Annotated in this window: 20 protein-coding genes; 10 read left to right on the top strand and 10 right to left on the bottom strand. The window is 69.7% G+C overall.

The annotated features are described in order from the left end of the window. Positions 1-42 precede the first annotated feature (42 nt). Both ACEN9J_RS02120 and ACEN9J_RS02125 read right to left on the bottom strand, forming a co-directional pair. Positions 43-1530, bottom strand: coding sequence for a sensor histidine kinase (locus ACEN9J_RS02120; RefSeq protein WP_413763160.1), 1488 nt, complete (start codon positions 1528-1530; stop codon positions 43-45). Next, positions 1527-2213 (bottom strand): response regulator, encoded by a 687-nt coding sequence (locus ACEN9J_RS02125; protein ID WP_413763161.1) that lies wholly within the window; start codon positions 2211-2213, stop codon positions 1527-1529. The genes ACEN9J_RS02120 and ACEN9J_RS02125 overlap by 4 nt, the downstream gene beginning before the upstream one ends. A gap of 201 nt (positions 2214-2414) precedes the next feature. On the opposite strand from ACEN9J_RS02125, the gene ACEN9J_RS02130 reads away from it, so the two are divergent. From ACEN9J_RS02130 to ACEN9J_RS02140, 3 genes are all read left to right on the top strand, one after another. Beyond that, entirely contained in the window at positions 2415-3308 is an 894-nt protein-coding gene (locus ACEN9J_RS02130) for an alpha/beta fold hydrolase (RefSeq protein ID WP_413763162.1), read from the top strand. Between the two features lie 801 nt (positions 3309-4109). After that, a complete protein-coding gene (locus ACEN9J_RS02135) occupies positions 4110-6332 on the top strand; it encodes a M1 family metallopeptidase (RefSeq protein ID WP_413763163.1) in 2223 nt (740 codons plus the stop codon). Between the two features lie 61 nt (positions 6333-6393). Beyond that, positions 6394-6810, top strand: a complete 417-nt coding sequence (locus tag ACEN9J_RS02140) for a hypothetical protein (RefSeq protein WP_413763164.1) — start codon at positions 6394-6396, stop codon at positions 6808-6810. A 25-nt stretch (positions 6811-6835) separates the two neighbouring features. On the opposite strand, the gene ACEN9J_RS02145 is transcribed toward ACEN9J_RS02140, so the two are convergent. From ACEN9J_RS02145 to ACEN9J_RS02160, 4 genes are all read right to left on the bottom strand, one after another. Next, positions 6836-7252, bottom strand: coding sequence for a PaaI family thioesterase (locus ACEN9J_RS02145; protein ID WP_057593094.1), 417 nt, complete (start codon positions 7250-7252; stop codon positions 6836-6838). Positions 7253-7364: 112 nt separating this feature from the next. Then, on the bottom strand, positions 7365-8285 hold the full coding sequence (locus ACEN9J_RS02150) for an alpha/beta hydrolase (protein ID WP_413763165.1): 921 nt from the start codon (positions 8283-8285) through the stop codon (positions 7365-7367). Beyond that, complete coding sequence (locus ACEN9J_RS02155; protein ID WP_413763166.1) at positions 8275-8676, bottom strand: RidA family protein; 402 nt, start codon at positions 8674-8676, stop codon at positions 8275-8277. The genes ACEN9J_RS02150 and ACEN9J_RS02155 overlap by 11 nt, the downstream gene beginning before the upstream one ends. Continuing rightward, positions 8676-9584, bottom strand: a complete 909-nt coding sequence (locus tag ACEN9J_RS02160; protein ID WP_057593097.1) for a hypothetical protein — start codon at positions 9582-9584, stop codon at positions 8676-8678. Before ACEN9J_RS02160 ends, ACEN9J_RS02155 begins: the two co-directional genes overlap by 1 nt. 108 nt (positions 9585-9692) lie before the next feature. On the opposite strand from ACEN9J_RS02160, the gene ACEN9J_RS02165 reads away from it, so the two are divergent. Next, on the top strand, positions 9693-10598 hold the full coding sequence (locus tag ACEN9J_RS02165) for a LysR family transcriptional regulator (RefSeq protein ID WP_413763167.1): 906 nt from the start codon (positions 9693-9695) through the stop codon (positions 10596-10598). A gap of 22 nt (positions 10599-10620) precedes the next feature. Here the strand turns inward: ACEN9J_RS02165 and ACEN9J_RS02170 are convergent, their stop codons facing one another. Together ACEN9J_RS02170 and ACEN9J_RS02175 are read right to left on the bottom strand one after the other, a co-directional pair. Further along, positions 10621-10971 carry a hypothetical protein gene (locus tag ACEN9J_RS02170; protein ID WP_057593099.1) on the bottom strand — a complete coding sequence of 117 codons (351 nt, stop codon included), beginning with the start codon at positions 10969-10971 and terminating at the stop codon, positions 10621-10623. Positions 10972-10995: 24 nt separating this feature from the next. Further along, entirely contained in the window at positions 10996-11442 is a 447-nt protein-coding gene (locus ACEN9J_RS02175; RefSeq protein ID WP_413763168.1) for an SRPBCC family protein, read from the bottom strand. Positions 11443-11678: 236 nt separating this feature from the next. Between ACEN9J_RS02175 and ACEN9J_RS02180 the strand changes: the two genes are divergently transcribed. The 3 genes from ACEN9J_RS02180 to ACEN9J_RS02190 all read left to right on the top strand — a co-directional run bounded on the left by ACEN9J_RS02180 (position 11679) and on the right by ACEN9J_RS02190 (position 16291). Next, positions 11679-12647: a tripartite tricarboxylate transporter substrate binding protein gene (locus ACEN9J_RS02180; RefSeq protein WP_413763169.1), complete on the top strand. Its 969-nt coding sequence runs from the start codon at positions 11679-11681 to the stop codon at positions 12645-12647. A gap of 86 nt (positions 12648-12733) precedes the next feature. After that, entirely contained in the window at positions 12734-14263 is a 1530-nt protein-coding gene (locus ACEN9J_RS02185; protein WP_413763170.1) for a diguanylate cyclase, read from the top strand. Between the two features lie 132 nt (positions 14264-14395). After that, positions 14396-16291, top strand: a complete 1896-nt coding sequence (locus tag ACEN9J_RS02190) for a GspE/PulE family protein (protein WP_057593103.1) — start codon at positions 14396-14398, stop codon at positions 16289-16291. A gap of 9 nt (positions 16292-16300) precedes the next feature. Here the strand turns inward: ACEN9J_RS02190 and ACEN9J_RS02195 are convergent, their stop codons facing one another. Continuing rightward, entirely contained in the window at positions 16301-17212 is a 912-nt protein-coding gene (locus ACEN9J_RS02195; RefSeq protein WP_413763171.1) for a response regulator, read from the bottom strand. Next, complete coding sequence (locus ACEN9J_RS02200) at positions 17184-20600, bottom strand: ATP-binding protein (RefSeq protein ID WP_413763172.1); 3417 nt, start codon at positions 20598-20600, stop codon at positions 17184-17186. Before ACEN9J_RS02200 ends, ACEN9J_RS02195 begins: the two co-directional genes overlap by 29 nt. A 270-nt stretch (positions 20601-20870) precedes the next feature. On the opposite strand from ACEN9J_RS02200, the gene urtA reads away from it, so the two are divergent. From urtA to urtC, 3 genes are all read left to right on the top strand, one after another. Then, a complete protein-coding gene (gene urtA / locus ACEN9J_RS02205) occupies positions 20871-22136 on the top strand; it encodes an urea ABC transporter substrate-binding protein (protein ID WP_057593105.1) in 1266 nt (421 codons plus the stop codon). A gap of 154 nt (positions 22137-22290) precedes the next feature. Then, positions 22291-23205, top strand: coding sequence for an urea ABC transporter permease subunit UrtB (urtB, locus tag ACEN9J_RS02210; RefSeq protein ID WP_057593106.1), 915 nt, complete (start codon positions 22291-22293; stop codon positions 23203-23205). A 25-nt stretch (positions 23206-23230) separates the two neighbouring features. After that, positions 23231-24421, top strand: a complete 1191-nt coding sequence (urtC, locus tag ACEN9J_RS02215; RefSeq protein WP_413763173.1) for an urea ABC transporter permease subunit UrtC — start codon at positions 23231-23233, stop codon at positions 24419-24421. The last annotated feature ends 1 nt before the right edge of the window (position 24422 follow it).

The following is a 24422-nucleotide window of genomic DNA, read 5'->3' on the forward strand; positions in this document are numbered from 1 at the left end:
CCTGTGTCGATGTCGCGTCCGTCATCGTAGGAGCACCGGCTGTCAATCCGCCGTCAGCACGGCGCGGGTCTTCACCGAGGCCGTGGCGCCCGGCTCGATGCCTTCGCGCGCGAGCGGCAGCCGCACCGTCACCAGCAGGCCCGGGCCGGGCCGCGTGTCGCCGAGCACGATGCTGCCGCCATGTGCCTCGGTGGCCGAGCGCACGATCGCGAGGCCCAGGCCGCTGCCGGTCTGGGTCTGGTCGGGGTCGCGGAAGAAGCGGTCGAACACGCGCTCGCGCAGCTCGGGCGGAATGCCCGGGCCGCGGTCGGCCACGGTCAGTTCGGCCTGCGCGCCGTCGCGCCGGATGCCCACGGTCACGGCCGAGCCCGGCGGCGCGTATTTGGTGGCGTTGTCGATCAGGTTGTCGATCATCGACACCAGGCTGTCGCGATCGCCGGCCACCGGCGCCGGGTCGTCGCTCAGCAGCTCCACCTCCACGCCGCGCGTGCGCGCGAGCACCGACAGCGCGGCCAGCCGTTCCTGCACCAGGTCGTCCAGGCGCAGCAGGGCGGGGCGCGGCGCCGAGACCTGGGCCGCGCTGCGCATCAGGTGCAGCAGCTGGTTCACCAGCCGCTCGGCGCGCGCGCTGGCGCTGACCACGCGCGCCATCAGCTCCTGCTGGCGCGCCGGCGGCACCGGCGCGGGCTGCGCCTGCAGGCCCTGCAGTGCCTCGACGTTCACGCGCAGCGCCGCGATCGGCGTGCGCAGCTCGTGCGCGGCATCGGCGATGAAGCTCTGCTCGCGCTCGATGCTCGCGCGCAGCCGCTGCATCAGCGCATTGAAGTTGTCGACCAGCGGGCGCAGCTCGTCGTGGCGCGTCTGCGTGGCCAGCGGCGCGAGCTCGCGCACGTCGCGCGACGCGATCTCGCGCGCCACCTTGCGCCAGGGCCGCAGCGCGAGCCGGATCGACAGCCAGGCCGGCAGCAGCAGGAAGGGCACGCTGATGACCAGCGGCAGGATGTAGTAGCCGCGCGAATGGAAGGTCAGCCACATCTGCGGGCCGGCCGGCAGCACCAGCGCGACGCGCGTGGCGCCGTCCTCGCTCTCCAGCGAACGCGTGCGCCATTGCTTGCCCTGCGCGGTCACGTCCTCGGCCACGCCGAGGCGGCTGTTGGCGATGTCGGTGGGCACGCCCTCCGAGTGGTAGACCAGCCGGCCGTGCTGCCACACCAGCAGGCTCGGCGAGAGCGAGGGATCGTTGTCGCTGCCCATGGTCTCGCGCAGCGCGGTGTCCATGCGCTGGAGGCTCTCGGCCAGCGCCGCGGGCCGGTCGGCCAGGTTGTGCGCCACCGACAGCACGCTGCGGTGCGAGGTGTCGACCATGCCCATGTCCTCGGTCAGCGAGGTGCCGAGCACGAGGCCCACCGCGATGCTCCACAGCAGCGTGAGCATCGCCACCTGCGCCAGCATCAGCCGGCGCACCAGCGTGGGCCGCAGCAGCCGGCGCCAGCCGCGCGGGGCGTCGGAGGCCGCCGCCGCGGCCGTCAAGACGGCGTTCCCGGCAGCTTCAGCGCGGCCTGGTCGATCACGTAGCCGATGCCGCGCACGGTGCGGATGTAGCCGTCGCCGATCTTGCGGCGCAGGTTCGAGATGTGGACCTCGAGCACGTTGCTGCCATGGGTCTGCCAGGCCGGCAGCACCTGCTGCTCGAGCATGCGCCGCGTGATCACGCGGTCGGTGCGCTTGATCAGCAGGCTCAGCAGCTTGAACTCGCTGCGCGACAGGTCCACCGGCTGGCCGTTGACCTGCACGCGCTGCGTCGGCTCGTGCAGCCACAGGCCGCGCACCTCGAAGGTCACGCCGTCGCTGCCGTAGCTGCGGCGCGCGAGCGCGCGCACGCGCGACAGCATCTCGGCGAGAACGAAAGGCTTCACCAGGTAGTCGTCGGCGCCGTTGTCGAGCCCGAGCAGGCGGTCGTCGAGCGCATCGCGCGCGCTGAGGATCAGCACCGGCAGCCGCGATTCGGCGCGCCGCACGTGCTGCAGCAGGCCCAGGCCGTCGCCGTCGGGCAGGCCCAGGTCGAGCAGCAGAAGGTCGCAGCCCTCGCCATCGAGGATGCGCTGCGCGTCCTCGATGCGGCGCACCCACACCACCTCCATGCCCTGCGTCTGCAGCGCCACCCGGATGCCGGTCGCGAGGTCGAAATCGTCTTCCACCACAAGAATCTTCATGAATGCAATCTAACCGGCGAAGCTGAAGGAATTCCTAAAGCTTCTCGACCAGGCCTGAAAGGTGCAAGGCAGGCCGAGCCGCCGAATCTTCAGCAGACCTTCATCTTGCGCCGCCCACGATCCAGCAGGCTCGCGCGTTGCTTCACGGGCCGGTCCCCGGGGCCGGCTTCGCATCCTCCACGTCCTCTTCGCCTTTCGACGATGTCCCTCGACGCCATTTCCTTCCTGCCGCATTTCCGCTCGGCCCAGGCCCATGCGGCACTCTCGCGGTCGTACGACAGCGTGCTCGCGCGCTGGCCGGTGCCGGTGGAATCGCGCCATGTCGACACGCGGCGCGGCCGCGCCCACCTGCTGGCCTGGGGACCGGCCTATGGCGTGCCGGTGCTGCTGCTGCATGCCGAGGGCGGCAATGCCAGCACCTGGGTGCACATGGCCGGCGTGCTCTCGGGTGCGCTGCGCGTGTACGCGGTCGACATCGTGGGCGATGCCGGTCGCAGCGAGGGCCGGCGCCCGGCCAGCGAGGACGACTACTGCGACTGGCTCGAGGACGTGCTGATCGGCATCGGCCGGCCCAAGCTGGGGCTGTGCGGCGCCTCCTTCGGCGCCTGGCTGGCCGCCGCCTACCTGCGGCGCTCGCTGCGCCGCGTCTCCAGGCTCGCGCTGCTCGCGCCGCCGCGCATCGGCCCGCGGCGCGTCGTTCCCGCCGTCTTCGCGCTGCTCGCGCGGCTGCATCCCTCCGACGGCAACCTGCGCCGCCTGCAGGCGCTGAGTTCCTCGCCGCATGCCTGCCCGCTGTCCGACTGGGCGCTCGAGGACCTGCTCGTGCGCTGGCGCAGCCAGGGCGCCGGACCGCCGCGCGCCGCCGGCCTGAGCGATGCCGAGATGCGGCTGCTGCCGGCCGGCACCCGCGTGCTGCTCGGCGAGGACGATGCGCTGCATGCCGTCGACGTGGCGAGCCGGCGGCTGCGCGTCAATGCGCCGCGCGTGGAGCTGATGGTGGTGCCCGATGCGGGGCATGCGATCGAGTTCGATCAGGCGCAGCGGGTGGGGCAGATACTGCTCGATCATTTCCGCGGACGCGGCTACGTGCTGTAGCGCGGTCCAAAGTCCGCAGCGGCGGCGGCGACGCGAACCAAAGAACGCGTGCGCCGCGATTGATGCAACTGCGCTGCATCAACGAAAAAGCAACGCGCTGTTGTCCGGGCGCATCGCGTCGAAAGCGCGGCGATGCGGATGGCGTGAGTCCATCTTCGTACCCCACGAAGCACCACGCCTCGTTGACTCCATTCTTCGTATGAAGCGCGAACAATTTGAGAGGGAAAAGTTCCGCGCTTCGTTGACGCGTGGGGGGAGCGGCAGTTAGAACTGTGCGCACTCGATGGAGGGAGAACGCGTGAAGATCTCGAACACCAAGCGCACATACTCCCGCCGTTGCGTCCTCGCTGCCGATCGCCTCGTGGCCGGTGCGGGAAGACGCAAGGCGGCCGATGGGGCCATGCCGAACGCGGCTTCGTCCATCGCGCGTCGCGTGCATCGCACGCGCGCCCTTCGCTGAATCGAACGCTCCGGCTCCTGGTGCGATTCGTCCTCCCGCTGCCCCGCGCATCGTCGGGTATGCACATCCGCTTCTTCCGCACGCCGAGTCCGCTGATGCCGCGGATCCTCGGCCCGCCGCATCGACCGCCGGTGCGGTCGCACGCGGCACGCGCTTGCCGCGTCCACTGAAACCGCTGCTCATGGCTGGCACTGCCTGCCTGTCGAACGATCGGTTCGACGGGAGGGTGGCGTCTTGCCGACGCGCGAGCCTTTCACCCCCTTAACCCGCGCGCGTTCCATGCAGGAGCCGGCCACACGCCGGCAGGTGCAGGACGGCGCATGTCCCTACAAGAGGCGATCATGAAGAAATTTCTCAAGCCCGCAGTCCCGTACTTTGCCATCGGTGCAGTGACCCTTGCCGCGCTCGTGGCTTGCGGTGGCGGCGGTGGCGGCACGCCATCGTTCGGCGGCACCGGCGCGGCCCCCGACACCGGCAACGTGGTGGCGCAGAACGGCGACGCCAACGCGCCCGACGACGGCAATCCCTCGGCCGTGCCCGACGCGGCGGCGAACGGCAACATCGATCGCTCGGCCCAGCCGATGGAGCTGCCCGACACGGTCTGGCCGAAGAACTACAAGCTGTGGTTCCGGCCCGATGCGGCACTCAAGACCTTCACGGGCCGCGGCGACGTCGAGATCGAGGTGCTGAAGCCGGTCGATGCGATCGTGGTGGCCGCGCACGACCTCAAGTTCGCCAACGGCCGCACCACGCTGCGCAAGCTCTCGAGCCCGGGCGAGGCGATCGCGCTGATCCCGACGCCGCAGACGCGCGGCGACTTCGTGCAACTGCGGCTCAACGACGGCCAGATCGCGAAGGGCAAGTACCTGCTGCACATGGAGTGGGACGGCAAGATCCAGTTCTCCGATGCCGAGTACTGCCCGCCGGCCGAGATGATCAAGAACCCGCTGTGCTCGGCCGCCACCGGCGTGTTCAAGGTCGGCCTCTCCACGCCCGAGGGCGTGAGCAGCGATGCCATCGTGACGCAGGGCGAGACCAACTTCGCGCGCCAGTGGTTCCCGGGCTGGGACGAGCCCGCGTTCCGCCATACCTTCGAGATCTCGGCCGAGGTGCCGGGCGACTGGAAGACGGTGTCGAACGGCGCGCAGAAATCGCAGACCCGGCTGCCCGACGGCTACCAGCTGGTGTCGTTCGAGAAGACGCCCTCGATGCCCATGTACCTGACCTTCTTCGGCGGCGGCAAGTTCGACATCCTCGAGGACACATTCAAGAGCCCGCTCGACGGCAAGACCATGCCGCTGCGCTGGTTCACGCCGCCCGGCCGCTCGACCTGGGCCACCTTCGCGATGGAGTGGACCAAGGTCGCGATGGACTACTACTACAAGTACACCGGCATCCCGCTGCCCTTCGACAAGTTCGACACCGTGGCCGCCAACGACAGCTACGACAACAAGCCCAACACCGGCTTCGGCGGCATGGAGAACTGGGGCTCGATCTTCGAGTTCGCCGACTCGGTGCTGACCAAGCCCGGCGACACGCCCACGCTCTATTCGGTGACGGTGGTCACGCACGAGGTCGCGCACCAGTGGTTCGGCGACCTGGTCACGCTCGACTGGTGGGACAACGTGTGGCTCAACGAGTCGTTCGCGCGCTGGTTCGAACGGCGCACCACGATCAAGTTTCACCCCGAGTACTACAGCTTCTCGGACTACGTGCTCGACAAGCACAGCGTGATCGTGGCCGACCTCAAGAACACGGCGGTGCCGGTGCAGCGCAACCTCAACGACGCGGGTTCGTTCGGCTTCATCAGCCCGTCGATCTTCGTCTACAACAAGGGCAGCCACGTGCTCGAGACGATCCAGAACTACATCGGCGAGGAGGCAATGCAGAAGGGCCTGCAGATCTACCTGAAGGACTATGCCTATGGCAACGTCACGCCCTCGCGGCTGTGGAGCTCGCTCGAGAAGGCGACCGACAAGAAGGTGAGTGCCATTGGCGACAGCCTGATTCGCCAGACCGGCGTGCCGCTGCTCACGGTCGACGCGCAGTGCGCGGGCGACCGCACCTACGTGGCTATCACGCAGGAGTCGTTCCCGAACCAGAACCAGTACCCGGCCTCGACCTGGACCGTGCCCGTCACGCTCGCCTATGGCGACGCGATGGCGCAGCGCAAGACCTTCGTGATGGACAGCAACCGCACCAACCTCGAGCTGCCGGGCTGCACCGCGGTGCTGGCCGGGCCGACCGGGCAGGACTACTACGTGAGCAACTACAGCGCCGCCTCGTGGAGCGCGCTGCTGGCGCAGGCGCAGAACTTCGCCGGCAACAAGCCGCTGCTGCTGAACATCGAGCGCGATGCCTTCCGGCTGCTCGGCGTGGGGCGCATCACGCAGGCGCAGTACGACCAGATCAAGGGCGTGCTGAACCTGCCGACCGCGCTGCTGGCCAAGACGCAGGAGAGCCAGCAGAAGATGGCGGCGGTGGATGCGGGCGCCAAGGAGGAGTACCCGCATGCGCTGCGCTTCCAGGGCAGCCTGAAGCTGCGCGAGAACCTCCAGCGCTGACGGCCCGAGCCCGCCGGGCGACGCCCCCGGCGGGCCACCCATCTTTCACCGGAGACCATCGATGAGCACATGGAACAACGCACTGCGCGCGCTCGCGTGCATCGCTTGCGCGCTGCTGCTGGCCGCCTGCGGCGCGCGCGGCGGCCCCGAGGCCGAGCTGGTCGGCGTCTATGCCGTGAAGCAGGGCGGGGCGCTCAAGGAGCTGATCAAGATCGAGCGCCAGGGTGGGCGCTACGTGTTGCGCGACAAGGTGCGCACGCCCGACTGGAGCGAGCCCAAGATGCAGCTCGCGCCCGCCACGCGCGACGACTGGCGGCGCATCACCACCGACGGCGCGCGGACGGCCTTCGTCGGCATGAAGAGCGAGCAGCTCGCGCTGTTCAAGGTGCCGCCGGGCTGGGAGAAGAACGGCTTCCGGACCTCGACCGGCTACTTCCTGTTCTATTCGCACGGACCGGTCGAGGCCTACAAGCTCTGAGCGCGACGCCCGCGTGGGCGCTGGCTCAGGCCGGTAGGGCGAATGTCGCGACCGCGGTCGCGAGCGTCTGGCCGGTGGAGGCCAGGTCCATGGTCACGCGCGCGAAGGCCAGCGAGCGGCCCGAGCGCACCAGCTCGGCATGCGCGAGCACGTCCTCGCCGCCGCCCGCGCGCATGAAGGTCATGTGCAGGTCGACCGTGGCGATCGGGCGGCGCCCGCGGCCGTCGGTCCAGATCGCGAAGCACATCGCGCTGTCGGCCAGCACCGAGAGCGCCTGGCCGCCGAAGATGTTGCCCTCGCGCGTGGCCTGCTCGCCGGCCGGCATGCGCAGCGTGGCCTTGCCTTCGCCCAGCGATTCGACGCTGACGCCGAGGCTGCGCACGCAGCCCGGCAAGGCGGTGGCGAGGACGTCCCTGGCTTCTTCGAGGGTGAACGCGGTCATGGCTGGAGGTCTTTCCGTGGTCGATGCGGTGGAGGGAGGCCGCGCGCGGGCGCGGCGAAGGCCGGCAGCGTACCGCACCGGCGCGGCGCGATCGATTCCCCGAAAGAGATAGTCAGCCGCGTGCCGACTCGAGGAAGGCCAGGATCTCCTCGCCCAGCCATTGCTCGCCGCTGTCGAAGTGGGCCATGACCGAGACGTGGTTGTGCCCGGGCAGGCTCAGGTGGCGCGGCGCGTGGCCCCGGGTCTCGGCCATGCGCCAGGCGAACTCGGTCGCGTAGACGTCGAGCAGCGGGTTCTCGTATTCGGCATGCACGACGAAGGTGGGCAGCGCCAGCCGGTGGGCATGCGCCATCGGCGACAGCGCGTCGTAGGCCGCGGCGTCGTCGCCGAAATAGGCGCGCACGCCGGCCGCGTTCGGGTTCTCGGGCCGCGCGTCGGCGCGCAGCCGCGCCGACACCAGCACCAGCGCGCGCAGGTGCCGGCCCATGAAGCCCAGCGAGGGATCGCAGGCATAGCTGGCCGCATGCGTGCCGCCGGCCGAATGCCCGATCAGGCAGATCGCGGCGGGATCGCCGCCGTGCCCGGCCGCATGGCGCGCGACCCAGTCGCAGGCCGCGGCCACGTCGAGCGCGCCCTGCGGATGCATGGCCTCGGGCGCGAGCCGGTATTCGATGTTGATGCCCACGCAGCCCCGGCGCGCGAACCAGCGCAGCACGTTGCCGTACATCGCGGCGTTGATGTCCTTGCCGCCGCGCACGAAAGCGCCGCCATGCACGAACACGATCACCGGCGCGGCCCGCGCGCCGCGCGGCCGGTAGACGTCGAGCACCTGCCGCGGATGCGCGCCGTAGGGCAGGTCGCGCACGACCTCGCAGCCGTGGGCGGGCGCGGCCAGCAGCAGCGGCAGGTAGGCGGCCTTCACGCGGTCGCCGGCCGCGCGGATGTCGGCCTGCCAGGCCGGGCCGGTCTCGCGCAGCATCCGGTCGATGGCCTCGGAGCGTCCGTCGGGGCGCATGCCGTCTTCAGTCGGCATGGAAGGCCGAGGCCTCGACCTCGATGCGCCAGGCCGGCTGCGCGAGCGCCTGCACCACGAGCAAGGTCGAGGCCGGGCGCGCCTCGCCGAGGAAGCCGGCGCGCACCGGGCCGAGCCGCGGCAGGTCGGTGGCGTCGGTCAGGAAGGTCGTGACCTTGACCAGGTGCGACACGTCCATGCCGGCCGCGCGCAGCACGGCCACCAGGTTGGTCCAGGCCTGCCTGGCCTGCGCCTCGAAGCCCTCGGGCAGCGTGCCGTCGGCCGCGGTGCCGATCTGGCCCGCGATGTGCAGCCAGCGGCCGGGCCCCTGGGTGACGATGCCGTGGCTGTAGGCGCCGACCGGCGGCGCGACGTCCCCGGGTGCGAGGCGGGTGGCGGCGGTGCTCGTCATCAATGCACCGCGCCGTCGAGTTCGGGAATGAACGGGATCTCGACGCCATAGGCGCCGATGTCCTCGCGGATCTTGTCGACCCCGCGCTTGATGATGCCCATCTCCTCGTCGGGATGGGTGGCGCCCAGGCCGTGGTCGGCCGCCAGCGCGCGGTTGCGGCCCGAGCGCCGGCGTTCGTCCTCGGGCAGGTTGACCACCGCGTAGACGCCGTTGAGCAGGCTGCCGCGCAGCTTCTTCGCGACCTTCTCGCCGATGGTGCGCTTCTCGTCGGCCGGCAGTTCGCTGAAGAAGCGCCGCATGATGATGCGGCCGAACTGGATGTGGCGCGCCTCGTCGCGCAGGATCAGCCGGCAGGCCTCGCGGATCGAGCCGAAGCGCGCGTTCTCGTAGCGCGCCTGCAGCAGTTCGCCCGAGAGCTGCTCGAACAGCGTGTTGACCGAGAGGCCCGCGAAGAAGCTCATCGCCTTTTCGTCCTTCTCGTCGTGGAAGCGCGGGATGATGTCGCGGAAGTAGTCGGCCCGCGGCGTGGGCTCGTAGGCCGCGAGGTGCTCGGCGATGCGGAAGCTGGCCTCGTGGTGGCGGAACTCCTCGGCGATGAAGTTCGTGATGTGCTGCTTGATCTCGAAGGGCTGGTGGCCAAAGATCGCCTCGCGCAGCCGCTCGGCGCCATAGGGCGTGGCGCCGTGCTCCATCCAGGCGCGCAGGCTCCACCATTCGGCGCCGGCCTGGCGCACCTCGGGCGGCAGCTCGGCCTCGCGCAGGTCGGCGTAATCGATGTCGGCCACCGGGTCCCAGGCCAGTTCGCGCGCCTGGGTGCACAGGCGCCAGACCTCGGGGTATTCGACCTTCGAGACCACGGGATAGGGGTTCGGCACGGAAGGAATCTCTTCGAGCAGCGAGGCTTGCATGGGCGGTGTCCGTCGTGGGTGGGGGAAAGGCCATGCTAGGAAGGCCGCGCTCATACATCCAATACTGTTTAAAGTGGCTCGTCATTCGCTGCAGCTATCTCCACGCCCATGTTCGAATTCAGACAACTGCGCCAGTTCGTGGTGCTGGCCGAGGAACTGAACTTCGGCCGCGCCGCGATCCGGCTCCACATGTCGCAGCCGCCGCTGAGCGTGGCGATGCGCAATCTCGAGGAGCAGCTCGGCGCGGTGCTGTTCGACCGCAGCCGGCACCACGTGCGGCTCACGCCCGCGGGCCAGGTCTTCCACAAGGACGCGCAGCGCCTGCTGCAGCAGGCCCAGGCGGCCGGCGAACGCGCGCGCCGCGCGGCGCAGGGGCTGGAGGGTTCGCTGCGGCTCTCGTTCGTGCCGAGCGCCGCGCTCGACGTGTTGCCCGCGATCTTCAAGCGCTTCCAGCACGACTACCCGACCGTGCAGCTGCGCCTCACGGCCGAGACCACCGCGCGCCAGCTCGAGGACCTGCGCAAGGGCGAGGTCGAGCTCGCGCTGGTGGTGGGCCCGGTCTACGAATCGCGCGGGCTGGTGCTGTTGGACCTGCAGGCGCAGAAGTTCGTGATCGCCGTGCCGCGCAGTCATCCGCTGGCGGCGCAGCGTTCGGTGAAGATCGAGGCGCTGGCGGCCGAATCCTTCATCTCGTTCCCGGCCGCGGAGGGCGCGGGCTTCGTCGCCGCGCTGCTCGGTGCCTGCCAGGCGGCGGGCTTCCTGCCGAAGGTGGTGCAGGAGGCCGCGCAGATGCAGTCCATCCTCACGCTGGTCGCGGGCGGCCTGGGCATCGCGCTGGTGCCGGCCGCGATGCGCGTGCTCGCGATGGCCGATGTCGCCTTCCTCGAGATCGCGGGCGCGCGGCCGCCGCCGACCTACCGCCTGGTGTTCGCGCATGCGAGCGGCAACGACAACCCGGTGGTGCAGTCGTTCCTGGCGGTGGCGAGGAAGGCGGTGGAGGGGGCGGGGCGATAGGGCGCGCGAAGACCGAGTCGCCTCAGTCCCACCAGCAATAGAGCGGGTTTCCGCAGACGCCGTGCGCGCCGAGGCTGTCCGCGTCCGCGCCCCAGAAGCAGTAGTACTGGTCCTCGTCGGGTTCGTAGACCAGCCAGTAGCCTTCGGATCGCGCGAGAAGCCAGCCCGAGATCCGCGACCCGAGTTCGCGATGGGCGAATCCGGGCGCCGCGACCGTGGCCGACACCATCTCCGCCCCGGTGGCATGTTCGCGAATGCTGGACCGCAGCCGCTCGAAATACGCCCCCTCGTCCTCGCCCTGAGGGACGATGATTCCCGAGGTGTCGGACAAGGCGGCTTCGAGCTTCGGCCAGTAGGGGTGGGCGTGGTTCATTCCGGTGGCGCCAGCGAGGGCGTCTCAACCCGGAATATCCGGCTCCACCAATTGCGCCAGTGCCACCAAAGACTCCTGCCAGCCCAGGTAGCACATCTCGACCGGAATCATCTCGGGAATGCCTTCCTGCACGATGGCCACGTCGGTGCCGCAGGACACGGCGGTCAGCGTGACGGTGGTCTTCATCGTGCCCGGCAGGTTGGGGTCGTCGAAAGTCGCGTCGTAGGCCACGCGCTGGCCCGGCACCAGCTCGAGGTACTTGCCGCCGAACGAATGGCTGTGCCCCGAGCTGAAGTTGCTGAAGGACATGCGCCAGCTGCCGCCGACCACCGGCTCCATCTGGTGGACCTTGCCGGTGAAGCCGAAGGGCGGCAGCCAGCGTTCGAAGGCGCCGGGTTCGGTGAAGGCGCGGTAGAGGCGCTCGGGCGGTGCGCGCAGCACGCGGTGCAGACGGACGGTGTGGGTAGCCATGGTGTGTTCTCCTGGTGAAGTGGTGCGGAGGACGACCCTCCACTGACACGACGGACGAGCTCCGGACGGATCGACACGAATCCGAAATTTTTTTCGAACCGGCGGGATTCACTGTAGCCGGCGCCGGACTTCGGCGGCCCGGTGATTCATTTCATATATGAACGCCGGCCAGTGAACGTATTGGACAGACCGCCACCCCCGTTCGCACCATGCGGTTCCCACCAAGGAGTCCCCCGATGAATCTTCCTCGCACGCTGCTCGCGGGCCTGCTGCTCGTTGCCGCCGGCATCGCCGCGCCGGCCCTGGCCCAGGGCTTTCCCGATCGCCCGGTCACGCTGGTCGTGCCTTATCCGGCCGGCGGCTCGGCCGACATCCTGGCGCGCACGGTGGGGCAGAAGCTGGCGGCGCAGCTCGGGCAGCCGGTGGTGGTCGAGAACAAAGGCGGCGCCGGCACGGCGATCGGCGCGCGCTTCGTCGCGGAAGCGAAGCCCGACGGCTACACGCTGCTGCTCGGCACGGTGAGCTCGCAGGCCATCAACCCGGCGATGTCCAAGGTCGGCTACGACCCGGTGAAGGACTTCGTGCCGGTCAGCGCGCTGGCATCGATCCCCTTCGTGCTGGTGGCCCATCCCGGCGCGCCCTACGGCAGCGTGGCCGAGCTGCTCGCGGCGGCCCGGCAGGCGCCGGGATCGATCAGCTATGCCTCGGCCGGCCCCGGCACCTCGAACCACCTGGCCGGCGAGATGCTGGCCTCGGCCGCCAAGCTCAAGCTGCTGCACGTGCCCTACCGCGGCAGCGCGCCGGCGCTGGCCGACGTGCTCGCGGGCCACGTGCCGCTGATGTTCGACCTGCAGACCACGTCGCTGCCCAACATCGCCACCCACAAGCTCAAGCCGCTGGCCGTGACCGGCAGCCGGCGCAGCCCGCTGCTGCCCGATGTGCCCACGGTGGCCGAGAGCGGGCTGCCGGGCTTCGAGGTCAGCGCCTGGTTCGGCGTGTTCGCGCCCGCGAAGCTGCCGCCGCCGGTGCTCAGGCAACTGTCGGCCGCCATGGCGAAGGTGCTCGAGGAGCCGGCGCTGGCGCAGCGGCTGCGCGAGATCGGCGCCGAGCCCGATCCGCGCAATGCCGCGCAGTTCACCGCCTACGTCGGCGAGGAGGCCGGCAAGTACGCGGCGGTCGTGAAGACCGCGGGGCTCGCACCCTGACCGGCCGCTGACGCGGGATCGTGCGCAGGCCGGCGGGGCCGGATACCGGCGAGAATCCGGCCGCCTTCACTGCCGCCAGGTTTCCCGTGTTCCAACGTCCCTCCATTGCCGTGCGCACGATGGCCTTCGTGGCCGCCGTGTGCCTCGCCCTCGTGGGGCTCGACATCTGGCACAGCTGGGAGTCGCGCACGGTGCTGCTCGAGCAGATGGGCGTGGCGACCTCGAACCTGTCGCGCGCGCTGGCGCAGCAGGCCGACGACACCATCAAGCAGGCCGACACCGTGCTGGTCGGCGTGGTCGAGCGCATCGAGCACGAGGGCACGGGGCCGGCCCAGGTCGAGCGGCTGCGCCGCGTGCTGGCCGCGCAGGTGGCCGAGCTGCCGCAGCTCGACGCGCTGCACGTCTACGACCAGGACGGCAACTGGGTCGCGAACTCCCGCGCGGCGCCGCCGCAGAACCTCAACAACGCGGACCGCGAGTACTTCGTCTTCCACCGCGACCACCCCGACCGCGGCCCGCACATCGGCATTCCGGTGACGAGCCGCACCAACGGCAAGCGGCTGATCCCGGTGTCGCGCCGCATCGACCATGCCGACGGCAGCTTCGCGGGCGTGGCGCTCGCGAGCATCGACGTCGACTTCTTCCTCAGGTTCTACGACAGCCTCGACATCGGCAAGGGCGGCGCCGCGGCGCTGATCCTCGAGAGCGGCACCATGATGGTCCGCCGCCCCTTCGGCCCGGAGATGGTGGGGCGCGACATGCGCGGCTCGCAGCTGTTCACTTCGTACAAGGAGAACGGCCCGGTCGGCACCGCCTACATCAAGTCGGCGCAGGACGGCGTGCTGCGGCTCAACAGCTTCCGGCGGCTCGACCACTATCCGCTGTTCGTGGGCGCGGCGCTGTCCAAGGACGAGATCCTCGCGGGCTGGTGGAAGGACACCTTCTGGCATTCGGGCGGCGTGCTGGCGCTCAGCGCCGTGGTGGCCTTCGTCGGCCTGGGGCTGGTGCGCCAGATCGAGCGGCGCACGCGCACCGAGGCCGAGCTGCTGCGCGCGCGCGACGCGCTCGAGGCGCTCAACAAGACGCTCAACACGCTGGCGATGGAGGACGGCCTGACGGGGCTCGCGAACCGGCGCCAGTTCGACGTCGCGCTCGACACGGAGTTCGGCCGCGCGGTGCGCAATGCCAGCACATTGGCGCTGATCCTGCTCGATGTGGACCGCTTCAAGGAATACAACGACATCTACGGCCACACGGCCGGCGACGAGTGCCTGCAGAAGATCTGCCGCACCATCGCCAACGTGGCGGCGCGCCGGCCCGGCGACCTCGCGGCGCGCTATGGTGGCGAGGAGCTCGCGGTGCTGCTGCCGGGCACCGACGTCGAGGCGGCCGCGCTGCTGGCCGAGCGCATCCGCGCCGCGGTGCGCGCGCTCGAGATCGAGCATGTTGGTGCCATCGACGGCTTCGTCACGCTGAGCGCGGGTGTGGACGCGCTGCGGCCCGAGGCCGGCGCCGTGCAGCCGAAGGAGCTGGTGCGCGGCGCCGACAAGGCGCTGTACGTCGCCAAGTCGGGCGGGCGCAACCGCGTGTGCACCAACGAGACACCGGTGACCTGAACACTTGCGTACTCAGGAGTCCCGCCGGGTAGCGGGCCCTCGCGCGGCGCTCTACGATCGCGCATCCCGCGCGCCGCGATGGCATCGCCGTCCGGCGCGCCGCCCAACCCGACAACAGGAAAAGAACAAGCCATGTCATTCACAGAAGTCGCCGTGCCCGAGCAGCTCGTGCGCGCGCTCGACGCGCAGAGCCGGATGCCGATCACGCGGATCGGCGAGGCGCTGGTCGCGCTCGGCATGATCACCGGCGACCAGCTCGCCGCCGGGCTGCGCCAGCAGCGCCGCGAGCCGCTGGTGCCGCTGGGCGAGACCCTGGTGCGCATGGGCGCCGTGAGCCGCGGCCAGCTGCAGACCGCGCTGGTGCGCAAGATGGGCTATCCGCTGGTCAACCTGCATGTGTTCCCGCCCGCGGCCGAGGCGCTGCGCAAGGTCGCGCATGGCGTGGCGCGGCGGCTGCAGGTCATGCCGCTGATGCTGCACGAGGGGCGGCTGGTGATCGCGATCGACGATCCCACGAGCCGCTACTCGGTGATCGACGAGGTGCAGTTCGTCGCGCAGATGAAGGTGATCCCGGTGGTGGGCCAGTGCCTGGACCTCGACGCCGTGCTGGCCGCGGCCTACGAGAAGATAGGCGACGCGGCCGACGGCGGTGGCGGCGGCGCGGCCCACCTCGACCCGATGCGCCCGCTCGAGTTCGACATGGCCGGCACCACCGAGCTGCTGCAGACGCTCGAGAAGGAGGGCCCGGCGCCGGCACCGGCGGAAACGCCGATCGAGCAGTCGGACAACTCGCTGGTGCGCATGATCAACAGCATGATCCAGGAGGCGCATCGCGAGGGCGCCTCGGACATCCACATCGAGAGCTACCCGGGCCAGGAGAAGACGCGCATCCGCTTCCGCCGCGACGGGCTGCTCTACACCTACCTCGAGCTGCCGCCGAGCTACCGCAACGCGATCGTGGCGCGCGTGAAGATCATGTGCGACCTCGACATCAGCGAGAAGCGCAACCCGCAGGACGGCAAGATCAACTTCGCCAAGTACTCGCCGCAGCACAAGATCGAGCTGCGCGTGGCGACCATTCCCACCAACAACGGCCTCGAAGACGTGGTGATGCGGATCCTGGCCTCGGCCAAGCCGCTGCCGATGCAGTCGCTGGGCCTGTCGCCCGACAACCTGCGGCGCCTGACCCACGCGGTGGAACGGCCCTACGGCATGGTGCTGTGCGTGGGGCCCACGGGCTCGGGCAAGACCACCACGCTGCATTCGGCGCTCATGCACATCAACACGCCCGAGCGCAAGATCTGGACCGCCGAGGACCCGGTGGAGATCACGCAGAACGGGCTGCGCCAGGTGCAGATCAATCCGCGCATCGGCTGGACCTTCGCCAAGGCGCTGCGCGCCTTCGTGCGCGCCGATCCCGACGTGATCATGGTCGGCGAGATCCGCGACGAGGAGACCGCGAAGACCGCGATCGAGGCCTCGCTGACCGGCCACCTGGTGCTGTCGACCCTGCACACCAACAGCGCGCCCGAGACCGTGACGCGCCTGCTCGACATGGGCATGGACCCGTTCAACTTCGCCGACTCGCTGCTCGCGGTGCTGGCGCAGCGGCTGGTGCGCCGCATCTGCGGCCACTGCGTGCGCAGCGCGCCCGCGAGCGAGGAGGCGGTCGAGGAACTGCTGGCCGACTACCTGCACGCCTTTCCGGCCGAGGAGATCCCGGCGCGCCGGCAGGCCACGCTCGATGGCTGGCTGCAGCGCTTCGGCCGCGACGGGCGGCTGCACCTGCACAGCGGCGCGGGCTGCGAGCACTGCGCGAAGACGGGCTTTCGCGGCCGCGTCGGCATCCACGAGCTGATGACGGTCTCGAAGGAGCTGCGCCGGCTGGTGCAGGGCGGGGCGCGCGCCGAGGAACTGCTGCAGGCCGCCTTGAAGGAAGGCATGCGCACCCTGCGCCAGGACGGTATCGAGAAGGTGCTGGCCGGCCAGACCACGATCGAGGAAGTGCGCGCGACCAGCAACGCCTGAGGACGCGCCTCAATCGAACCGGCCGCTGGCCAGCGCCGCGGCTGCCGCGCGGGTTTCCACGCCGAGCTTCTCGAAGATGTGCTCGAGGTGCTTGTTCACCGTGCGCGGGCTGGTGCCGAGGATCTCGCCGATGTCGCGGTTGGTCTTGCCCTTGGCGAGCCACGACAGCACCTCGGTCTCGCGCGGCGTGAGCGCGGCCTCGGCCAGCCGCGCCGACGAGGCGCCGCCCGCGCCCTCGCGCTGCACCGCGAACAGCAGCATGGTCTCGCCGAGCGCGGCCGCGCCGAGGTTGCGCACCGACAGCCGGATGCCGGCCGCGGTGACCACGCCGAGGGTGGCGCCGGGCGCCAGCGCGGCCTCGAGCGCGCGCGGCAGCAGGCCCGGCGCGCGTGCCTCGCCCAGCGCATGCAGCCACAGGCCGGCCTGCGGCGAGCGCCAGGCGACGCGCCCGCGCGCGTCGACGAAGACCACGCCCATGCCGGCCACGTCGACCGCGTCGCGCGCCATGCGCGTGATGCGGGCGTTGCGCGCATGGGTGTGCAGGCGCGCCAGCACCTCCTGGGCGCGGATCGGCTTCACCACGTAGTCGACGCCGCCGCATTCGAAGCCCTCGACCACGTCGGCGGTTTCCGAGAGACCGGTCATGAAGATCACCGGGATGTGCGCGAGCGCCGCGTCGGCCTTGATGCGGCGGCAGGTCTCGAAGCCGGAGAGGCCGGGCATCATGCCGTCGAGCAGGATGGCGTCGGGCACCACCAGCGCGAGCCGCTGCAGCGCCGATTCGCCGTCGGCCGCCACCAGCACGGTGTAGCCGCTGGCCTCGAGCGTGTCGCACAGCATGCCCAGGCTGCTGGGGGCGTCGTCCACCACCAGCACCACGGGGCGTTCGGCTTCAGGAAGGGGAGGCGAGGGTGTCTGCATCTTCGGCGAGGGCTTGGCGGAGGGAGTCGAGTTCGAAGCGCGCGACCATGCCGCGCAGCCAGGTGCAGGTGGCGGCCGCGCCAGGCGAGCGGGCGGCCAGCCGGTCGAGCGCCTGGTGCAGGCCGCGCACGTGGCCCATCTGCACCAGCCGCATCAGTTCGGCGCGCTCGTCCTCGCCGAGCAGCAGCCGCGGCGGGCGAACCGGCGCGAGCTCCTCGTCGGCCCGCGGGCGCAGCGCGTCGGCGGCATCGAGCCATTCGAGGCCGAGGTGGCGCTCGAGCGTGGCGATCAGTTCGGACTCGATCACCGGCTTGCCCACGAAGGCCTGGCAGCCCGCGGCGCGCAGCCGCTCGGCCTGGTTCTCGAACATGTTGGCCGAGACGATGATGATCGGCAGCGCATCGAAGCCCGAGGCCCGCACCAGGCCCGCGGTCTGCCAGCCGTCGAGGTCGTCCATGCTGAGGTCGAGCAGGATCGCCGAGGGCAGCTCCTCGCGCAGGCTGTCGAGGCACTCGGTGCCGCTCGCGGCCTCGCGCACCTCGAAGCCCAGCGGCGCCAGCATGCCGGCCAGCATCTGGCGCTGCACCGGCTGGTCGTCCACCACCAGCAGCGTGCGGCGCTCGCCGAGGTAGCCCGACACCGGCTGGCGCAGCGCGCCGGCCCTGGCCTGCGGGCCGGGGTCGGCCACCGCGCGCAGGTAGACGCGCACGCTGAAGGTGCTGCCGGCCGAGGAGGTGGCGGCCAGCTTGAGCTCGCCGCCCATCAGCGAGGTCAGCAGGCCGGTGATCGTGAGGCCCAGCCCGGTGCCGGGCTCGCCGCGCCGGCGCCCCGCGGCACCGCGCTCGAACGGCAGGAAGATGCGCTGGTGGTCCTGCGGCGCCACGCCGATGCCGGTGTCGATCACGTCGAAGCGCAGCACCTCGCGGCGCGCGTCCACGTGCAGCGTGACGGTGCCGCTGTCGGTGAAGCGCACGGCATTGGTCAGCAGGTTGATGAGGATCTGGCGCAGCCACTTGGCGTCGGCATGCACCCAGGGCGGCAGCCGCCCGGCGTGGGTGTAGACGAAGGCCAGGCCCTTGTTCTCGGCCTGCGGCCGCACCATGTGCACCACCTGGTCGAGGAAGGCCGGCAATGCCAGCGGCGCCGGCTCGAGCTGCAGCCGGCCGGCCTCGATGCGCGCGAGGTCGAGCAGGCCGTCGATCAGGCCCAGCATGTGCTCGCCGCTGCGGTGGATGGTCTGCACCGCCTCGCGCGGCGGCAGCGCGGCATCGCCCTTGAGCAGGATCTGCGAGTAGCCCAGGATGCTGTTGAGCGGCGTGCGCAGCTCGTGCGTCATGCCGGCCACGTAGCGGGTCTTGGCCTGGTTGGCCGCCTCGGCCGCCTCCTTGGCCGCCTGCAGCGCGGCATCGGTGCGCTGGTGGGCCTCGATCTCGAGCGTGAGCAGGTGGTTGTGGCGGTTCGACTCCTCCTGCGCCATCTGCCGGCTCTCGCTGCCCAGCACCACCCACCAGGCCGCCACCGCCGCCACCAGCGACAGCAGGGTGAAGACCTTGAGGAAGGCGTCGCGCAGCCGCGGGTCGACCGCGCTGGCGCCGGTGATCGCCTCCTGCGCATAGACCACGCCCATCACCGTGGCCAGCAGTGCCACCAGCGAGGCCGCCACCATCAGGTAGTGGGCGACGCGGAAGTTGAGCCGCGCCGACAGCGCCGGCGGCAGCAGCGACTGCAGCCAGCCGCTCATCTGCTCGGCCGCGCGCGAGTCGGTCTTGCAGCGGTCGTGGCAGCGCGACTCGAGCGTGCAGCACAGCGAGCAGATCGGCGCGCTGTAGGCCGGGCAGTGGGCCATGTCCTCCGATTCGAAGCCGTTGTCGCAGACCGAGCACTTGACGATCTGCCCCGGCGTCCAGTGCGCGATGTCGCGCCGCGCGAGGTAGTAGCGCCCGCGCGTGCGCCAGGCCAGAAGCGGCGAGACCGCGAGCGCGGTGGCCAGCGCGATGAAGGGCGAGAAGGAGCGCGCCCACTGGCCGATGGCGCCCGAGTAGGCCAGCATCGCGAGCGCCGCCGCCACCAGCGTGGCGACCAGGCCCACCGGGTTGATGTCGTAGAGGTGGGCGCGCTTGAACTCGATGGTCTTCGGGCTCCAGCCCAGCGGCTTGTTGATGACCAGGTCGGCCACCAGCGCGCCGACCCAGGCGATCGCGATGTTGCTGTAGAAGCCCAGCACGTGCTCGAGCGCGGCGAACACGCCCAGCGCCATCAGCAGGATCGCGATCACGACGTTGAACACCAGCCACACCACGCGGCCCGGATGGCTGTGCGTGAGCCGCGCGAAGAAGTTCGACCAGGCCAGCGAGCCGGCATAGGCGTTCGTGAGGTTGATCTTCATCTGCGAGACCACCACGAACAGCACCGTGATGCCGAGAATCCAGGCCGGGTCGCGCAGCACGTAGGCGAAGCCCGTGAGGTACATCTGCGTCGGCTCGATCGCATGGTTGGCCGGGATCTCGTGCTGCAGCGCGAGGAAGGCCAGGAAGGCGCCGCCCATCATCTTGAGCATGCCCGGCACGATCCAGCCGGGCCCGGCCACCAGCACCGCGGTCCACCAGCGCGCGCGGTTGGCGGCCGTCTTCTCGGGCAGGAAGCGCAGGTAGTCGACCTGCTCGCCGATCTGCACCACCAGCGAGAAGGCGACCGTGGCGGCGGCGCCGAACATCAGCGGATCGAAGCCGCTGCTGTTCGAGACCCGGCCCACGAGGCCGGTGAAGTCGGCATAGAGCTCGGGCTTCTTGAGCAGCACCGCGACGAAGGGGCAGACGAACAGCACGATCCAGATCGGCTGCGTCCACAGCTGCAGCCCCGAGATCAGCGTGATGCCGCGCGCCACCAGCGGAATGATGACCAGCGACGACACCAGGTAGAGCAGCCACAGCGGCCAGTCGAGGTACATCTGCAGCGCGAGCGCGAGGATGGCGGCCTCGAGCGCGAAGAAGATGAAGGTGAAGCTCGCGTAGATCAGCGAGGTGAGGGTGGAGCCCAGGTAGCCGAAGCCGGCGCCGCGCGTGAGCAGGTCCATGTCGACGCCGTGGCGCGCGGCGTAGTAGGAGATCGGCAGGCCCGTGAGGAAGGTGATCAGCCCCACCACCAGGATCGCCCACAGCGCGTTCGAGAAGCCGTAGCTCAGCGCGATCGCGCCGCCGATGGCCTCGAGCGCGAGGAAGGAGGTGGCGCCGAAGGCCGCGTTCGCGACCCGGAACTCCGACCACTTGCGGAAGCTGCGCGGCGTGTAGCGCAGCGCGTAGTCCTCCAGCGTCTCGTTCGCGACCCAGGCGTTGTAGTCGCGCCGGATGCGAAAGATCTTCTGCCCGCTCACGGAATTGACGGAAGGCATCGGGGTGTCTCGTGGAGACGGCGACGGCGAGGGGATCGGCATGGTGCAGCTGCATTGCAAGAAGCGCTCCGTGCCCGCCGTGCGCCCCCCGGTCCGTCGTCGTCGGTCCCGCGAGTCTGCGGGCAGGCGATGCGCAGGCCGCTACGTTGAATGACGTATTCGCGCAGCGGCCAGTGATTTCTAAAGTTCCAGCCATGGTGCCAGCCGCACCGTCCGATGCACTTCGATGGTGCGCGGCCTGTACTTTCCTCAACCTGCTGGAGTTCTTCGATGTCGCGTGATTCCGATCTTTCCCTCGATGCCCTGGCATTGCGTCGCCGCCGCCTGCTGCAAGGCGCCGCCGCGCTGCCCGTGATGGGCCTGAGCGGCCTGAGCTTCGGCCAGGGCCAGTTCCCCACGGCCAAGGTCAACACCACCAAGCTCGCCGTGACCGACACCGAGGTGACGGTGGGCCAGCTGCATTCGTCCACCGGCACGATGGCGATCTCGGAGACCGGCTCGATCCAGGCCGAGCAGCTCGCGATCGACCAGATCAACGCGATGGGCGGCATCCTGGGCCGCAAGATCAAGGTCATCAAGGAGGACGGCGCCTCCGACTGGCCGACCTTCGCCGAGAAGTCGAAGAAGCTGCTGGTCAACGACAAGGTCGCGGCCGTCTTCGGCTGCTGGACCAGCGCCTCGCGCAAGGCCGTGCTTCCGGTGTTCGAGAAGGAGAACGGCCTCCTGTACTACCCGACCTTCTACGAAGGCCTGGAGCAGAGCAAGAACGTGATCTACACGGGCCAGGAAGCGACGCAGCAGATCATCTGGGGCCTGGACTGGGGCGCGAAGGAGAAGAAGGCGAAGACCTTCTTCCTCGTCGGCTCCGACTACATCTGGCCGCGCACCTCGATGAAGATCGCGCGCAAGCACATCGAGAACTTCCAGAAGGGTTCGGTCAAGGGCGAGGAGTACTACCCGCTGGGCCACACCAACTTCAACTCGCTGATCAACAAGATCAAGGTCGCCAAGCCCGACTGCATCTTCGCGGCCGTGGTGGGCGGCTCGAACGTGGCCTTCTACAAGCAGCTCAAGGCCGCGGGCATCACGGGCGACAAGCAGTTCCTGCTGACCCTGGCCGTGACCGAGGACGAGATGACCGGCGTGGGCGGCGAGAACTTCGCGGGCTTCTACTCGTCGATGAAGTACTTCCAGTCGCTCGACAACGAGAACAACAAGAAGTTCGTGGCCGCCTTCAAGGCCAAGTACGGCAAGGACGCGGTGATCGGCGACGTGACGCAGGCCGGCTACCTCGGCCCGTGGCTGTGGAAGGCCGCGGTCGAGAAGGCCGGCAGCTTCGACGTCGACAAGGTGGTGGCCGGCTCGCCGGGCATCGAACTCAAGACCGCGCCCGAAGGCTACGTGAAGCTCGACGCGAACCACCACCTGTGGAGCAAGGCGCGCATCGGCCAGGGGCAGCCGGACGGGACCTTCAAGGTGGTGGCGGAGTCGGCCGAGCTGATCAAGCCGGATCCGTTCCCCAAGGGCTACCAGTAATCCCCGCCTGCCTGTCTCTGTCTTTCTCCCTCCCCTCTGGGGGAGGGCAGGGGTGGGGGCAAGCGGCGTAACCACCGCGCACGCCGCATGCCCCCATCCCGACCTTCCCCCAGAGGGGGAAGGAGCAACTACCCCAACACCTGGAACTGTCGCCATGACGCTGTCGGACATGTGGAACATCGGCCTGATGCAGGGCTTCGCGGGGCTGAGCCTCTTCGCGGTGCTGCTGCTCATGGGCCTGGGGCTCGCGATCATCTTCGGCCAGATGGGCGTCATCAACATGGCGCACGGCGAGTTCATGACCATCGGGGCCTACTCGGTCTTCCTCGCGGCGCAGGTCACCGAGCACCTGGCACCGGCCTTCATGCCGTACTACTTCCCGATCTCGATCGCGCTGGCCTTCGTGTTCGCCTTCATCGTCGGCTGGCTGGTGGAGTGGGCGCTGATCCGCCATCTCTACAAGCGGCCGCTCGACACGCTGCTCGCGACCTGGGGCGTGAGCCTGGGGCTGCAGCAGATCTTCCGCACCTTCATCGGTCCGAAGGAAGTGAGCCCGACCTTGCCCGAGTGGCTGATGGGTTCGTGGACGCCGCACGAGGGCCTCGACATCCCGATCAACGGCATGTTCGTGCTGGTGCTCACGGCGCTGGTCACGGGCGGCGTGCTGATCGCGCTGCACAGGAGCCGCTGGGGCCTCAGGGTGCGCGCCACGGTGGCCAACCGCACGATGGCCAACGCCACCGGCATCGACACGAAGAAGACCGACCGCCTGACCTTCGCGATCGGCTGCGGCATCGCGGGCGTGGCGGGCGCGGCCTTCACCACCATCGGCTCGACCGGGCCGACCTCGGGCTCGCTCTACATCGTCGACGCCTTCCTGGTCGTCACCTTCGGCGGCGCGGCCAGCCTGCTGGGCACGGTGGTCTCGGCCTTCGGCATCGCGCAGACGCAGTCCGTTTCGGAGTTCTTCATGACCGGCTCGATGGCCAAGGTGCTGACGCTGTCGCTGATCGTGCTGATCCTGATGATGCGGCCGCAGGGCCTGTTCGCCGTCAAGGTGCGTCGCTGACTTTCGCTTTCCCGGAGAACTCCCGATGAATTTCCTCAAGGCCTCGATCCAGCGCTACCAGCTCGGCAGCCTGCTGCTGCTGGTGCTGCTGCTCGCGGTGGTGCTGCCGCTGTCGCTCGACATCTTCCGACTCAATCTGGTGGGCAAGTACCTCACCTATGCCTTCGTCGCCGTGGGGCTGGTGATGGTGTGGGGCTACGGCGGGGTGCTGAGCCTCGGGCAAGGCGTGTTCTTCGGGCTCGGCGGCTACGCGATGGCGATGTTCCTCAAGCTCGAGGCCTCCGATCCGGTGTCGACCAAGATCCAGTCGACGCCCGGCATTCCGGACTTCATGGACTGGAACCAGATCACGGCGCTGCCGGCGTTCTGGCTGCCGTTCAAGAGCCTGCCGCTGACCTTGATCCTGGTGGTGGCGGTGCCGATGGCGCTGGCCTGGCTGATCAGCTTCGCGATGTTCAAGCGCCGCGTGGGCGGGGTCTACTTCGCGATCATCACGCAGGCGGTGGCGCTGATCCTCACGGTGCTGATCATCGGCCAGCAGGGCTACACCGGCGGCGTGAACGGCATGACCGACCTGAAGACGATGCTGGGCTGGGACACGCGCACCGACAGCGCGAAGTACATCCTCTACTACGTCTGCGTGGCGCTGCTGGTGGCCGCCATCGTGCTGTGCCGCTGGATCCAGACCAGCAAGCTCGGCACCTTGCTGCTGGCGATGCGCGACAAGGAGGACCGGGTGCGCTTCTCGGGCTACGACGTGTCGAACTTCAAGGTCTTCACCTTCTGCCTGGCGGCGGGGCTCTCGGGCATCGGCGGCGCGATGTTCGCGCTGCAGGTGGGCTTCATGTCGCCGAGCTTCGTGGGCATCGTGCCATCGATCGAAATGGTGATCTTCTGCGCGGTGGGCGGCCGCATGAGCCTGGTGGGCGCGGTCTACGGCGCGCTGCTGGTGAACGCGGGCAAGACGCTGTTCTCGGAGAGCTTCCCGGACCTGTGGCTGTTCCTGATGGCGGGGCTGTTCATCGGGGTGACGATGGCCTTCCCGATGGGCCTGGCGGGCCTGTGGGAGGAAAAGATCCGCCCGTGGTGGAAGTCGCGTCGCCAGGCATTGCGCGAGGCCGCGGTCAAGCCGCCGGCGGTGGTCGCGACTCCGGTCGTGCCCGTATCCGATCCCGAACCCACGCTGCCCGAAGGCGTCGGCAGCCAGCGCGCCTGAA

Origin of the sequence: Variovorax sp. Varisp41 (assembly GCF_047325085.1) — a bacterium.
Lineage (GTDB): Bacteria > Pseudomonadota > Gammaproteobacteria > Burkholderiales > Burkholderiaceae_C > Variovorax.

Bases quoted from the DNA above. Each gene is read 5' to 3' on its own strand.
- ACEN9J_RS02125 (WP_413763161.1), bottom strand. From the start codon at position 2,213: ATGAAGATTCTTGTGGTGGAAGACGATTTCGACCTCGCGACCGGCATC.
- ACEN9J_RS02130 (WP_413763162.1), top strand. From the start codon at position 2,415: ATGTCCCTCGACGCCATTTCCTTCCTGCCGCATTTCCGCTCGGCCCAG.
- ACEN9J_RS02135 (WP_413763163.1), top strand. From the start codon at position 4,110: ATGAAGAAATTTCTCAAGCCCGCAGTCCCGTACTTTGCCATCGGTGCA.
- ACEN9J_RS02140 (WP_413763164.1), top strand. From the start codon at position 6,394: ATGAGCACATGGAACAACGCACTGCGCGCGCTCGCGTGCATCGCTTGC.
- ACEN9J_RS02145 (WP_057593094.1), bottom strand. From the start codon at position 7,252: ATGACCGCGTTCACCCTCGAAGAAGCCAGGGACGTCCTCGCCACCGCC.
- ACEN9J_RS02150 (WP_413763165.1), bottom strand. From the start codon at position 8,285: ATGCCGACTGAAGACGGCATGCGCCCCGACGGACGCTCCGAGGCCATC.
- ACEN9J_RS02155 (WP_413763166.1), bottom strand. From the start codon at position 8,676: ATGACGAGCACCGCCGCCACCCGCCTCGCACCCGGGGACGTCGCGCCG.
- ACEN9J_RS02160 (WP_057593097.1), bottom strand. From the start codon at position 9,584: ATGCAAGCCTCGCTGCTCGAAGAGATTCCTTCCGTGCCGAACCCCTAT.
- ACEN9J_RS02165 (WP_413763167.1), top strand. From the start codon at position 9,693: ATGTTCGAATTCAGACAACTGCGCCAGTTCGTGGTGCTGGCCGAGGAA.
- ACEN9J_RS02170 (WP_057593099.1), bottom strand. From the start codon at position 10,971: ATGAACCACGCCCACCCCTACTGGCCGAAGCTCGAAGCCGCCTTGTCC.
- ACEN9J_RS02175 (WP_413763168.1), bottom strand. From the start codon at position 11,442: ATGGCTACCCACACCGTCCGTCTGCACCGCGTGCTGCGCGCACCGCCC.
- ACEN9J_RS02180 (WP_413763169.1), top strand. From the start codon at position 11,679: ATGAATCTTCCTCGCACGCTGCTCGCGGGCCTGCTGCTCGTTGCCGCC.
- ACEN9J_RS02190 (WP_057593103.1), top strand. From the start codon at position 14,396: ATGTCATTCACAGAAGTCGCCGTGCCCGAGCAGCTCGTGCGCGCGCTC.
- ACEN9J_RS02195 (WP_413763171.1), bottom strand. From the start codon at position 17,212: ATGCAGACACCCTCGCCTCCCCTTCCTGAAGCCGAACGCCCCGTGGTG.
- ACEN9J_RS02200 (WP_413763172.1), bottom strand. From the start codon at position 20,600: ATGCCTTCCGTCAATTCCGTGAGCGGGCAGAAGATCTTTCGCATCCGG.
- urtA (WP_057593105.1), top strand. From the start codon at position 20,871: ATGTCGCGTGATTCCGATCTTTCCCTCGATGCCCTGGCATTGCGTCGC.
- urtB (WP_057593106.1), top strand. From the start codon at position 22,291: ATGACGCTGTCGGACATGTGGAACATCGGCCTGATGCAGGGCTTCGCG.
- urtC (WP_413763173.1), top strand. From the start codon at position 23,231: ATGAATTTCCTCAAGGCCTCGATCCAGCGCTACCAGCTCGGCAGCCTG.